A 12,934-nucleotide genomic window follows, 5' to 3' on the forward strand; every position below is an offset into this window, starting at 1 on the left:
CTTTAAAAATAAATTTCATCAGGATACTTAACTTCTGTCAGGAACAAGCCATGAGCAGGCACAGCCCTGCCAGCCGCCTGCCTGTTTTTTTTAGCAATGATTTGTCTAAAATCCTCCACACTTATGCGGTTCATCCCTACCTCTAGCAAAGTCCCCACTATTGCTCTTACCATTCCTCTTAAAAATCTATTGGCACTTATGTGGAAAACTAAAGCTTCATGCACTTGTTTCCACTCTGCCTCAAATATCTCACAATTAAATGTAAAAGCATCAGTTTTCACTTTGCTAAAGCTCTCAAAATCCCGGAATTCCAAAAGGATTTTAGCTGCTTTGTTCATTTTCTCCACATCCAATTTCAGAGTAAAATAATAGGCAAGATCATCAGAAAAGGGGTCTTTTTGTGTAATGATTTTATATTGGTAAGAACGGCTAATAGCATCAAACCTGGCATGCGCTTCCGATTTCACGGTTTTTACACCCAATAAAGCTACGTCTTTAGGTAACATTTTGTTGGCATTATACAAAAGCTGATCTACCTGAACGGTCTCCTTTAAGTCCAGGTGAAAAACCTGTTGAGTGGCATGAACACCACTATCCGTTCTCCCGCTCCCCATAATAGCTATAGGTTGGTTTAAAATTACGGAAAATATTTCTTCTACCTTTTGCTGCACACCCATTGCATTGGGCTGTTTTTGCCATCCATGATAATTTGTACCCCTATATGCTATGGTAAAAAAATAACGTCTCATTTTGCAACGCAAATTTAAGGGCTTTTAAATGGATTAATAGTGAGAGACAAAATAATTGATTATTGAGAATGCTCAATAAATATCTTAAAAAGGTTTGCCTGTTAAATTAAAGAAGAGAGACTTTTCCTTGCCACAAGCTCATTACAGGTTATTAAAAGTTTATGCGTCTACATAAAATCAGCTTTTTATTGTATCTATAATTTTCTATTAGCAGACAATCCTCAATTAATCCTCACGTTGTAATGCCCGAAACCGCGAATTTTCTTATTTTCGCCCTGACATAAATAATTTTACATAAATATGACTTCTTATCAGAGAATCAACAACCTCACAGGATGGCTCATTTTCTTAATTGCATCCGCAGTTTATATCTTAACCATAGAGCCTGTAGCTAGTTTTTGGGATTGTGCAGAATTTATTGCAAGTGCTTATAAGTTACAAGTGCCCCATCCGGCCGGAGCACCAATGTTTTTGCTAATTGGCAGAATGTTTTCAATGTTTGCCTCCAGTGATGTAGAATCTGTAGGATTTGCTGTAAACCTGGTTTCCGCACTAAGCAGTGGTTTCACCATTCTGTTTTTATTTTGGTCCATCAATCTGATCGCTCACAAAATGCTGAAAATAAAAGTGGGAGAGGCCAATACAGCACAAACTGTGAAAATTATTGCTGCAGGAGTAATCGGTAGTTTAGCTTTTACATTCTCTGATTCCTTTTGGTGGTCGGCAGTTGAAGCTGAAGTATACGCCATGTCATCTTTCTTAACTGCTCTGGTTGTTTGGGCTATGTTGAAATGGGACGTTATTTCTGATGAGGCTGAATCCAACAGGTGGTTAATTCTTATTGGCTATATCATTGGTATTTCTATAGGGGTTCACTTATTGAACATCGTAGCTTTGCCCGCATTAGGCTTGATCTATTATTTCAAAAAGTATGAGAAAGTCACCTTCAAAGGAGTGTTGTTTACCTTGTTAATAAGTGGTGGTATTTTAATTCTTATCTGGCGTGTGATCATTTTAGGAGTTCCGGCTTTAGCAGGCCAATTCGAAATTTTCTTTATAAATATTGTAGGGCTTCCATTTGGATATGGTGCTGTAATATTTGGCCTTTTATTAATAGGTGGGTTTGTTTACGGTATTATGTATGCCATAAAAAACAACAAAGCCACCTTACATACTTTTCTGCTCGCTTTTTCTTTTATACTTATAGGTTATTCATCTTATTTTATTGTGCCGATCCGTTCTTCATATGATCCGCCCATTGATCAGAATGACCCTGAAAATGTAATGACACTTTTATCTTATTTGAACAGAGACCAATATGGATCGCGACCTTTACTTCATGGTCAGTATTTTGATGCTGAACTTATATCACAGGAGAAAGGTGCACCTATTTATACAAAGGGAGAAGATAAATACGAGATTACAGATTATAAAATAGAAACAAAGTACGATCCTGGCAGAACCACCATTTTACCAAGAATGTACAGTGGAGCCCCGGGGCATCCTGAAGAATACAGAAGTTGGACAGGATTGAGGGCAAATGAAAAGCCGAATTTTGTCGATAACATTGTTTTCCTGGTGCGATATCAATTAGGTCATATGTATTTCCGCTACCTTATGTGGAATTTTGCAGGAAGAGAAAGTGATATTGAAGGTGCAGGATGGAAAACTATGTTTCAGGACAGTTCTGAACTGCCTGAGCTGATGAAAGAAAATAAAGCCAGAAATAATTTCTGGATGCTCCCATTCCTGTTAGGTATTGCAGGCCTTTTTTATCATTATAAAAAAGATCTGAAAAGCTTTAGTGTAATTGGGTTGCTATTTATACTAACAGGTGTTGCTTTAATTCTCTACCTCAATTCACCGGCAACAGAACCACGCGAAAGAGATTACATTTATGCAGGATCCTATTATGCTTTTGCATTTTGGATTGGTTTTGGCGTATTAGCGGTAGCTTCATTAATAGAAAGAGCCATCAAAAATCCTAAAATGGCTGGTGCTGCAGCGGGTGTATTATGCCTGATAGTTCCCGGAATAATGGCCGCTGAAGGATGGGATGACCATGATCGTTCAGACAGGTATTTTTCTGTCGATGCTGCCAGAAACTATCTGGCCTCATGCGCACCTAATGCCATACTTTTCACAGGTGGAGACAATGATACTTTCCCTCTCTGGTTTATTCAGGAAGTGGAGGGCTATAGAACCGATGTACGTGTGATAGTATTAAGTTACTTTAATACTGATTGGTATATTAATCAAATGAGGCAAAATTCTTATGACTCAGAACCTCTCCCTATTAGCCTAAGCAGAGAACAAGTAAGGCAGGGTGGACTGAATGATTATTTGCCTTATGTGGAAAGCGCTGGTATTTCAGGTGCAATTCCCGTGGACAGGTTCCTAGAATTAATTAGAAACAATAACCCCGGGTTGCAAATTCCAACATCTGTTGGAAAATACAACATGATCCCATCCAGAAGCCTGAGCATGAAAGTTGATACTGAAAAAGTAAAAAGTCTGGGTATTATTCCTGAAGAAAAAGCTTCTCTTTTGGTGGATCGAATGACCTGGAATATAAAAGGCAGCGGACTAGAGAAGAAAGATTTGATGATATTGGATATCATGAATGAAAATAACTGGGAAAGGCCTATTTATTTTAATACCACTTCATTGAATGGTATAAAGATGGATTTGAAACAATACGTCATTCAAGAAGGACTAGCTTACAGACTATTGCCATTGAAAAGAAATGATGTAAATTCTGAATTCATCAATGTTGAAGTAATGTACGACAACCTGATGAATGAATTTAGCTTCACTAACACAGATGATCCGGATGTTTATTATAATGAGAACTATAGGAATTTCTTCCTGAACCATAGATCCGTATATGCTGCATTGGGAAAAGTTTTAGCCGAAAATGGAGAAGATGAAAAAGCTGTGAAAGTGGTGGATTTTATTCGTGAAAAAATATCAGAAGAAGCTGTTCCTCATGATATGACTGCCCTGGAATTTATACAAATTTATTTCATGACAGGAAATGAGGATAAGGCCAATGAGCTTATTAGTGAAATATGGGCACAAAACCTTGAGTTATTCGAATATCTTAACAATAATGATGCTCCTTATATGAGTAGAGAAAGACAGATTAGCTTTGCTGTACTTAGCCAAACCATTCAAATTTTAAGAGCTTATAATATGAATGAGAAAGCATTGGAATACCAGGAACAACTTAGAACCTTAATGTGATAAACTATAAAATTTCCTAATACGAAAGAGGTTGTCAGAATTGACAGCCTCTTTTTTTTTATTCTTTCACTTCAACACCTTTCCAAAAAGCTACATAGTTTTCAATTTTTTTAGCCATATCTTTTGCTTCAGGGTAATACCAGGCTGCATCAATATTATCTTTATCTTCTACCACAATATTATAGTAGGAGGCTTCTCCTTTCCAGGGGCAAATTGTATGAGTGTTGCTTTTAGTAAAGTATTCCTTGTTTATGGATGAAGGAGGGAAATAATGATTTCCTTCAATCACAATGGTTTCATCGCTTTCAGCAAGTATTGTATCGTTCCAGATTGCTTTCATTTGCTTAAAATTTAGAGTTATTAAAGAGTTGTAACCTTAAGATACTATGTCAGAGACATAAGGTTTGTTTTTTCTTACAGATATGATCCTTTTGTCGCCCAGGCAACTTTTCCTAATAATTAAAGTATCCTGACTAAAGAACCTACGTAAACACTCACTAATTTGTAAATGGGATAGCTAATGTTTTCATATCCACTAATCCAATTATCAGTGAACAAATTTTCCTTACCTTTGTGTTTGGAATATATTATAAGTAGCTGTATTATAGAATATTTATGAGAAGTACACTTTTTACCCTGTTATTGGCAGGCCTCTTTTTGCAATCTTCGATTGGTCAGGTAATGAAGCCCATCTCATGGAGTGACGCAATAGTTCCACAAAATATCAATGTTGGAGATACTATTATTTTATCCTTTCAGGCTGAAATAGATGAAAACTGGTATTTGTATTCTTCTGACTTTGATCCTGAGCTGGGGCCAATGGTCACAGAATTTGATTTTGAACTAAACGATACCTACGAATTAGTAGATAGCATCATCCCCATTAATCCCTCCAGAGGATATGATGAAATATGGGAAGGAGAGTATACCTACTTTAAAGGAAAAGGTGAATTTCAGCATAAAGTAATCATAAAATCAATCCCCTATTATATTTCTGGTACTTATAATTATCAGGTTTGCTCTGATGTTGATGGAAAATGTATTCCTTTTGATGAAGAATTTAGCTTTGGAGAAAAACCCGCTGAAAAGCCTGATAATGATGAAGCTATTATTGACAAAGAAGCAAGCAGTTCAGAAAAAAAAGGAGGCTTTCTTACAAAGAAAGAACCTAACACTCCTTATTCATTATTGGTATTTATGCTTGTAGCTTTTGGGGCCGGGCTGGCTGCCTTACTTACCCCGTGTGTATTTCCAATGATACCGATGACGGTCACTTTTTTTACCGGCAAATCCAAAACTAAAGCTGGTGCCTTTCGGAAAGCATTTATTTTTGGCATTTCAATAGTACTAATTTACATAGTTGCAGGCACAGCAGTTGCTATCATCAATGGCCCGGAATTTGCCAACTGGCTTAGTACACACTGGGTTCCTAATGTATTTTTCTTTCTGGTATTCTTTATTTTTGCCCTTTCCTTTTTAGGCCTTTTCGAAATAAACTTACCCACCAGCTTTGTCAATAAAGTAGATGCAAAAGCAGATAAAGGTGGATTGGGAGGAGTGTTTTTTATGGCTTTCACCTTAGTCTTGGTTTCATTTAGCTGTACCGGCCCTATCGTGGGAAGTATTTTGGTGGAATCAGCAGGTGGACAATTTATTAAGCCGCTAGTTGGTATGTTCGGTTTTTCCATGGCCTTTGCTATTCCATTCACACTATTTGCTATTTTTCCTGAATGGTTAAATAATCTACCCAAGTCAGGTGGATGGCTGAATTCAGTAAAAGTAGTTCTTGGCTTTTTGGAACTAGCACTGGGGTTAAAATTTTTGAGTATTGCAGATCAGGTTTACCACTGGGGAATTCTTGACAGGGAAATTTACCTGTTATTATGGATCGTAATATTTGCCTTCCTGGGTTTGTACCTCTTGGGCAAAATAAGGTTACCACATGATAGTCCTGTAGAAAAAGTATCGGTAAGTCGATTAATGCTGAGCATGCTTACCTTTAGTTTTGTATTGTATATGATTCCGGGTTTATTTGGTGCTCCCTTAAAAGCTATAGCAGGTTATTTGCCTCCAATGAGTTCGCATGATTTCGATTTGCCTGCCATTATTCGGCAAAATTCAGGTGGTGGCACGCTATCCGAAGACAATTTGTGTGAACCTCCCAAATACGCTGATTTCTTACATTTTCCCCATGGCATAAATGGATATTTTGATTATGAACAAGCATTAGCTTGTGCAAAGGAGCAGAACAAACCCATTTTTGTTGATTTTACCGGACATGGCTGTGTGAATTGTAGGGAAATGGAAGCACGGGTTTGGTCAGAGCCAGAGGTGTTACAAAGGCTCAATAATGACTTTGTTATGCTAGCCCTCTATGTGGATGAGAAAAAAGAATTGCCTGAATCGGAATGGTATACCAGTGAGTACGATGGAAAAGTCAAAAAAACCATAGGCAAACAAAATGCTGATTTTCAAATCAAACGCTTTGATAACAATGCCCAGCCTTATTATGTAATACTTGATACTACTGGTGAACCAATTATAGAACCCATTGCCTATGAGCGGGATGTCTCTAAATTTGTTGAATTTCTGGAAAAAGGTAAAGCAAAGTTCATGGAAGAAAACAAAGCGCTTTAAAAGAACTATTGTAACTTTGCAAAGTTTTTCAAATAAAAAATTACTACTAAACACTAGGAATGGCAAAAAGTAAAAGAGGCTCAACACTCAATGAAGAAGAAAAGAGGCCGCTTAATAAAGAAAATATCAAGAAGCTTACCGGTATTTTCAGTTTCATCAAGCCTTATAAGGGGTATTTCATCGTAGGGTTATTTTTCCTGTTAATTTCCAGCACAACACTTTTAGGATTTCCTTATGTAACAGGGAAATTGGTTGACGTTGCCCAGGGAAATGCCGAGGGTATATTCAATGATATCAATACAGTAGCCATGATCTTAATTGGCATACTGGCAGTGCAAAGTATATTTTCATTTTTCAGGGTTTATTTGTTTGCACAAGTTAGTGAAAGAGCAATGGCCGATATGCGAACTGGTCTTTACAGTAAACTCATGGGGCTCCCAATGACTTTCTACGATAAAAAAAGAATTGGTGAATTGGTAAGTCGCATTACAACAGATATTGCCCTATTGCAGGATACCTTCTCGGTTACTTTGGCAGAGTTTATCAGGCAAATAGCTACCCTGATTATTGGTTCTATCATTATTTTTTATGCGACACCGGAACTTTCTTTATTCATGTTGGCTACTTTCCCTGTATTGGTAATATCAGCCATGGTATTTGGAAAATTTATTCGCAAGCTCTCTAAGAAAACACAAGATGAACTGGCATCAGCCAACATAATTGTAGAAGAAACTTTGCAATCTATTAACATAGTAAAAGCTTTTACCAGTGAATTGATAGAAGTACTACGTTATAAAAAATCCATGGGGCGTGTAGTAAAAGTAGCCCTGAAATCAGCTACCTACAGAGGAGCATTTATTTCCTTTATTATTTTTGCTATGTTCGGAGGCATTGTAGCCGTAATGTGGTATGGTGCTAATTTGGTGCAGGCCGGGGAAATGAGTGTAGGCGATTTACTAAGTTTTGTGCTTTACACTACATTCATAGGAGGATCCATTGCAGGATTGGGCGACTTATATGGTCAAATACAGAAAGCCATTGGAGCCTCTGAAAGAGTAATGGAAATCCTGGATGAAGAAGGTGAACAAGAAATTGGAGACAAGGCCATTGAAAGAATTTCATTGTATGGAGATATTCAGTTTAATGGAATAGGTTTTTCTTACCCCACTCGTAAAGACATTCATGTGCTCGAAAACCTTGCTTTTGGTGTGAAAGCAGGTGAGAAAGTGGCATTGGTAGGTCACAGTGGAGCAGGAAAATCTACTGTCATCCAATTATTACTACGATTTTATCCGGTAGATAAAGGTGAAATATTAGTGGATGGAAGAAACATCAATCAATACCAGCTTTCTTCTTATCGCCAAAATATTGGTATCGTACCGCAGGAAATCATTTTATTTGGTGGAACCATCCGGGAAAATATAGCCTATGGAAAACCGGGAGCTACTGAAGAAGAAATATTAGAGGCAGCCGAAAAAGCAAATGCATGGCTTTTTATCAAGGATTTTCCCGAAAAAATGGATACCTTAGTAGGAGAGCGGGGAGTCAAGTTATCAGGCGGACAAAGGCAACGAATAGCCATTGCCAGGGCCATCTTGAAAAACCCTACTATCTTAATCCTGGATGAAGCCACTAGCTCTTTGGATGCCGAGTCGGAAAGTTATGTGCAGGAAGCATTGGATGAATTGATGAAAAACCGGACTACAATAATTATTGCCCATCGTTTGGCCACGATCAGAAAAGTAAACAAGATTTATGTGTTGAAAGAGGGTAAAATAGCAGAATCAGGTACTCATGAAGAACTCATCAATACAGTAGATGGCACTTATAATAATTTAGTGAAACTCCAATTACAGGATTAATGGATTACTTGATATACCTGATATTGAAAAGCGTAATTTATGCTGGCTCTGTACTTCCGTTTTGGGTGCTTCACGGGCTATCAAACTTCCTATATTGGAATGTTTATTATGTATTTGATTATCGGAAAAAAGTTGTCAGGAGTAACCTTAAAAATTCATTCCCTGAGAAAACAGAGGGGGAATTAAAGGCTATAGAAAAAAAGTTCTACAAGCATCTTTGCGATATAATGGTAGAAAGTCTCAAATCTTTTACCATTTCTGAGAAAGAAATCAAAAAAAGACATAAATTCATTAATCCTGAAGTGGCACAAAAATATATTGATGAAGGATATAATATTTCCTTTATTGCCCCTCATTACAACAACTGGGAATGGTTTATTATGAGTTTAAATTTCATAAAGGAACCTGTCAATCCGAAAGTATTAGTCATGTATGCGGTATTAAAAAACCCATATATGGAGAAACTTATTAAAAAAAGCAGATCAAGGATGGGCACTATCATGTTTCCCAAGGCTGAGACAATGAGGCAAATAGTAAATTACAAGAATGAACAGCATTTTTTATGTTTTGCTGCTGATCAGGCCCCACATAATCCCTACAATAGTTATTGGATGGAGTTCCTGGGGCAAGAAACAGCTGTGTTTTTCGGTGCGGAGAAATTAACAAAAGCCAAAGGATATATTCCTATCTATATGCGTGCACAAAAAAAAGCAAGGTCGTATTATGAGATAGAGCTTGAAGTAATCACTGATAAACCTCAAGCAACAGAACATGGTTATATCACTGAGAAATTTATGAAATTGCTTGAAAATGACCTTCATAAAGAGCCTGCGTATTGGCTGTGGTCACACAAGCGATGGAAGAAAAAGAAACCTGCCGACTTTGAGGAAAAAAGAAACTCTGTTTCTCAAGACTAAAGAACATACTATAACGAGCAATAATCTTCCCTTTTGGAGGAAATATGAATTAAAATTTTTTAATATTACTTTAATTAATAAAGATATTTAACATTATGAGTGAAATAGAAAACGTTGACAATAACGAGTTAGATAAAATTAGACAAGCTTTCAAAGATCGGGACTGGAATGAAATCAAAAGTTCTGACTCCTGGGCCATTTTTAAAATCATGTCTGAATTTGTGGATGGATTTGAAAAGCTATCCAAAATAGGGCCATGCGTTTCCGTATTTGGCTCAGCCCGTACCAAACCAGATAATAAATATTATAAAATGGCAGAGGAAGTGTCTGCTAAGTTAGTACGGCATGGCTATGGTGTAATCACAGGTGGTGGTCCCGGAATTATGGAAGCTGCCAATAAAGGAGCCAAAAGTGAAAATGGAAAATCTGTGGGTCTAAATATTGATTTGCCTTTCGAACAATTCAATAATATCTACATCGATCCCGACAAACTCATTACATTCGATTACTTCTTTGTAAGAAAAGTAATGTTTGTTAAATATGCACAAGGCTTTGTGGTGATGCCTGGTGGCTTTGGCACCATGGATGAGCTCTTTGAAGCATTAACTTTAATACAAACACATAAGATTGGTCGCTTTCCGATCGTTCTAGTAGGGAAGAGTTTCTGGAGTGGGCTAATTACCTGGATAGAAACCACTTTAATCAATGCAGAGAACAACGTAAACAAAGAAGATTTAGATCTTTTCACGGTAGTGGACACCCCTACAGAAGCGGTAAAAGTAATTGACGATTTCTATTCTCAGTTTATGTTGTCACCCAATTTTTAATTTCTCTTTACTAAAAAGCCTTAAATCAGGATTTGAGGCTTTTTTTACACTTTTTAATCAATCGAAATGTCAGAAAGCCGTTTTTCATTGTATGTTTCTATTTTGGCACTAGTTACTTTTTTAGTGATTGCATTTAATGGTATGAATAATAAACCTCTCCAACAATCCAATCTGGAGGAAATGGTATTGAACCAACCTATTAGTTTTATCAATGCCAAAAGTATACCCTTGCCAGATAAAATTGATTTTGCAGGGGAGCAAGTTCCATTGGATATTCCAGATGTAAAAGAACGACTGGATAAGGAGCTACACATCAACTCTTACTGGCATAACAATACTATTTTCCTATTGAAAAGGGCTAATCGCTGGTTTCCTGTAATTGAGCCTATACTGGAAGAGTATGGAATTCCTGACGATTTTAAATACCTGGCATTAATAGAAAGTGGTTTGGAAAATGTCACCAGTTATGCCGGTGCAGTTGGATTCTGGCAAATTCTGAAGGCCACTGGAAAGGAATTGGGCCTGGAAATTAACAGGGAAGTTGATGAAAGATATCATCCTGTACTTTCTACTATTGCCGCATGTAAATATCTTAAAAAATCTTATGAGAAATTCGGTTCCTGGACCTTAGTGGCTGCTTCTTACAATCGTGGGATGCGAGGAATGCAAAATGCACTAGACCATCAGAAAGCTGACAATTACTATGATTTAATGCTAAATGAGGAAACTTCTCGCTATGTCTTCAGGGTTTTGGCTATTAAGCAAATTGTTGAATCCCCAACTGATTTTGGATTAGAAATTGATGACACACACCTTTACCCACCTTATAGCTATCGGTATGATACCCTAAGAAATTCTACTGATTTGGTGGAATATGCCCTCAGTCAAAACACCAATTACAAAACGCTGAAATTGTACAATCCCTGGTTGATAGATGATGAATTAAGCATAAGAATAAATAACTTTTACGTGATCAGTCTCCCCAAACAAAAAGATTCACTTAAAAAGTAATCCCGAATTCAAGTCCTAATAAGTCATTTTGGACTGTCCAGTCTTCGCTGGTCCTACTTTCATTAATTATATTGAACAGGCCTCTTTGATAGATGATACCTCCAAATAACTTAGTGTCTATTCCAAGCCCATATTCCACACCAACTGCCAATAATGCAGACAAATCCATGAAATTAAATTTTTGAACAAAATTCTCCTCATCACCTTTACCTTTGGTTTTGAAATCCAGGGTACCTCCCACCTGAAAATAAAGCTTCTTGTCGAGACCTACCTCTTCAGTATACAACTTCAAAGAAACAGGAACTTGTAAATAATGTAAGGCATAGTCTTCTGTTATTTCCTGATTTCTATTCTGATCATTAATATTTATCCCTGCCCTCTTTGTAGCAAATATTAATCCAGTGCTAAAATAATGATTCTCTTTAAATTCAAAATCCATAATAGGACCCAATTGCATACCTACACCTATTCCATCAGGACTAAAAGAAAGTGTATCGGAATCTCCCTCAACCCTATTAAAAGTCATTGTGGGGGCTAATTTCAGACCAAATTTAACCTGTGCCTGTGCACTTCCAAAAGTTATTATTAAGATGGCAGAGAGGAGCAATTTTTTCATCTATTTAAAGTTTTATATTTGTAAATATCCCAGAATCAAAATTAAGTATATGCAACGGAATAAACCCAGCTTTGTTATTTTAATAATTTCCCTTTCTTTAATTAATTATTCTTGCAACAAAGATGATGATTTTTGCTCAAATGCCCCCGAAACAAGTGGAATAGAAGTGAATTTACCTTTATCAGACCTCACTGATGATTTAATAAAAATTTCAACTTCAGAAGAAGCAATTGATTTCATAGAAGAGTATCCTTTTATTGCCAATTATTTTCTAGCTGGACCAACAGATGAAACTGATTCAGCCATCGCTAACCGAATGGTTAATATATTTACTAACACTGCCTATAAAGATTCTGTTTACAAAGAAGTAAGAGAAACTTTTGGAGATTTTACCCTGTTACAATCGGAATTCGAAAAAGCATTTCAACACTACAAATATTATTACCCTGATGTAAATGCCCCAAAACTTGAGTTTGTGCTCTCAGGCTTGCAAAAAGACCTTTATATATCGGACTCATTGGTGAGCATTGCTGCCGATTACTTTCTTGGTTCTGAAGCCTCATTTGTACCTACAGGTGTTCCGGATTATATTCTCAAAAGATATCAGAAAGAGTATATTGTTCCTATGACAATGCTGCTAATTACTCAGGCAAAAAACCAAACAGATTACTCAGATAAAACATTACTGGCCGACATGATTTTCTATGGCAAATCGTATTATCTGGCCAAGCAAACAATCCCTTGTACACCTGACTCCCTGTTAATTGGATATTCCTCTCAAGAAATGAAGGATATTGCTAAAAATGAACACATTATTTGGGCCAATTTTTTAGAAAATGATCTCTTGTACGAAACCAGTCATTTTATTAAAAATAAATTTATAGGAGAACGTCCTAAAACCTTCGAAATAAGTGAAAATTGTCCGGGCAGAATTGGCGTCTGGGTAGGTTGGCAGATCGTGAACGCCTATATGAAAAATAATCCGGAAGTAAATCTTCAGGAATTAATGAGCAAAACAGATGTACAGGAAATTTTCAAAAATTCACACTACAAGCCAAGAGGATAACTA

At 36.8% G+C, this 12,934-nt stretch carries 10 protein-coding genes; 7 read left to right on the forward strand and 3 right to left on the reverse strand.

What is annotated here, in order from left to right:
- Positions 1-2: 2 nt before the first annotated feature.
- The gene (gene truA / locus JKA74_RS12740; protein WP_201431576.1) at positions 3-749 is read right to left on the reverse strand and encodes a tRNA pseudouridine(38-40) synthase TruA; all 747 of its coding nucleotides are present in this window, start codon (positions 747-749) and stop codon (positions 3-5) included.
- Between the two features lie 300 nt (positions 750-1,049).
- On the opposite strand from truA, the gene JKA74_RS12745 reads away from it, so the two are divergent.
- Positions 1,050-3,995, forward strand: coding sequence for a glycosyltransferase family 117 protein (locus JKA74_RS12745; RefSeq protein ID WP_201431577.1), 2,946 nt, complete (start codon positions 1,050-1,052; stop codon positions 3,993-3,995).
- Positions 3,996-4,053: 58 nt separating this feature from the next.
- Here JKA74_RS12745 and JKA74_RS12750 read toward each other — a convergent pair whose 3' ends face one another.
- Positions 4,054-4,335, reverse strand: coding sequence for a DUF427 domain-containing protein (locus JKA74_RS12750; protein ID WP_201431578.1), 282 nt, complete (start codon positions 4,333-4,335; stop codon positions 4,054-4,056).
- 275 nt (positions 4,336-4,610) lie between these two features.
- On the opposite strand from JKA74_RS12750, the gene JKA74_RS12755 reads away from it, so the two are divergent.
- The 5 genes from JKA74_RS12755 (at position 4,611) to JKA74_RS12775 (ending at position 11,249) form a co-directional block, all read left to right on the forward strand.
- Positions 4,611-6,632, forward strand: a complete 2,022-nt coding sequence (locus JKA74_RS12755) for a protein-disulfide reductase DsbD family protein (protein ID WP_201431579.1) — start codon at positions 4,611-4,613, stop codon at positions 6,630-6,632.
- Between the two features lie 59 nt (positions 6,633-6,691).
- Positions 6,692-8,494 (forward strand): ABC transporter ATP-binding protein, encoded by a 1,803-nt coding sequence (locus JKA74_RS12760; RefSeq protein ID WP_201431580.1) that lies wholly within the window; start codon positions 6,692-6,694, stop codon positions 8,492-8,494.
- Positions 8,494-9,411, forward strand: coding sequence for a lysophospholipid acyltransferase family protein (locus JKA74_RS12765; RefSeq protein ID WP_201431581.1), 918 nt, complete (start codon positions 8,494-8,496; stop codon positions 9,409-9,411). Before JKA74_RS12760 ends, JKA74_RS12765 begins: the two co-directional genes overlap by 1 nt.
- A gap of 95 nt (positions 9,412-9,506) precedes the next feature.
- Positions 9,507-10,238: an LOG family protein gene (locus JKA74_RS12770; RefSeq protein ID WP_201431582.1), complete on the forward strand. Its 732-nt coding sequence runs from the start codon at positions 9,507-9,509 to the stop codon at positions 10,236-10,238.
- Positions 10,239-10,304: 66 nt separating this feature from the next.
- A complete protein-coding gene (locus JKA74_RS12775) occupies positions 10,305-11,249 on the forward strand; it encodes a lytic transglycosylase domain-containing protein (protein ID WP_201431583.1) in 945 nt (314 codons plus the stop codon).
- Here JKA74_RS12775 and JKA74_RS12780 read toward each other — a convergent pair.
- Positions 11,239-11,865: a porin family protein gene (locus JKA74_RS12780; protein WP_201431584.1), complete on the reverse strand. Its 627-nt coding sequence runs from the start codon at positions 11,863-11,865 to the stop codon at positions 11,239-11,241. The genes JKA74_RS12775 and JKA74_RS12780 overlap by 11 nt on opposite strands.
- Before the next feature lie 49 nt (positions 11,866-11,914).
- On the opposite strand from JKA74_RS12780, the gene gldB reads away from it, so the two are divergent.
- Complete coding sequence (gldB, locus tag JKA74_RS12785) at positions 11,915-12,931, forward strand: gliding motility lipoprotein GldB (RefSeq protein ID WP_201431585.1); 1,017 nt, start codon at positions 11,915-11,917, stop codon at positions 12,929-12,931.
- The last annotated feature ends 3 nt before the right edge of the window (positions 12,932-12,934 follow it).

This window comes from Marivirga aurantiaca (genome assembly GCF_016679925.1).
Classification (GTDB): Bacteria; Bacteroidota; Bacteroidia; order Cytophagales; family Cyclobacteriaceae; genus Marivirga; species Marivirga aurantiaca.

What these genes read in the sequence shown, in the direction of transcription:
- JKA74_RS12780 (WP_201431584.1), bottom strand. Translation starts at nt 11,865, where the DNA reads ATGAAAAAATTGCTCCTCTCTGCCATCTTAATAATAACTTTTGGAAGT.
- JKA74_RS12770 (WP_201431582.1), top strand. Translation starts at nt 9,507, where the DNA reads ATGAGTGAAATAGAAAACGTTGACAATAACGAGTTAGATAAAATTAGA.
- JKA74_RS12765 (WP_201431581.1), top strand. Translation starts at nt 8,494, where the DNA reads ATGGATTACTTGATATACCTGATATTGAAAAGCGTAATTTATGCTGGC.
- JKA74_RS12755 (WP_201431579.1), top strand. Translation starts at nt 4,611, where the DNA reads ATGAGAAGTACACTTTTTACCCTGTTATTGGCAGGCCTCTTTTTGCAA.
- gldB (WP_201431585.1), top strand. Translation starts at nt 11,915, where the DNA reads ATGCAACGGAATAAACCCAGCTTTGTTATTTTAATAATTTCCCTTTCT.
- JKA74_RS12775 (WP_201431583.1), top strand. Translation starts at nt 10,305, where the DNA reads ATGTCAGAAAGCCGTTTTTCATTGTATGTTTCTATTTTGGCACTAGTT.
- JKA74_RS12760 (WP_201431580.1), top strand. Translation starts at nt 6,692, where the DNA reads ATGGCAAAAAGTAAAAGAGGCTCAACACTCAATGAAGAAGAAAAGAGG.
- JKA74_RS12750 (WP_201431578.1), bottom strand. Translation starts at nt 4,335, where the DNA reads ATGAAAGCAATCTGGAACGATACAATACTTGCTGAAAGCGATGAAACC.
- truA (WP_201431576.1), bottom strand. Translation starts at nt 749, where the DNA reads ATGAGACGTTATTTTTTTACCATAGCATATAGGGGTACAAATTATCAT.
- JKA74_RS12745 (WP_201431577.1), top strand. Translation starts at nt 1,050, where the DNA reads ATGACTTCTTATCAGAGAATCAACAACCTCACAGGATGGCTCATTTTC.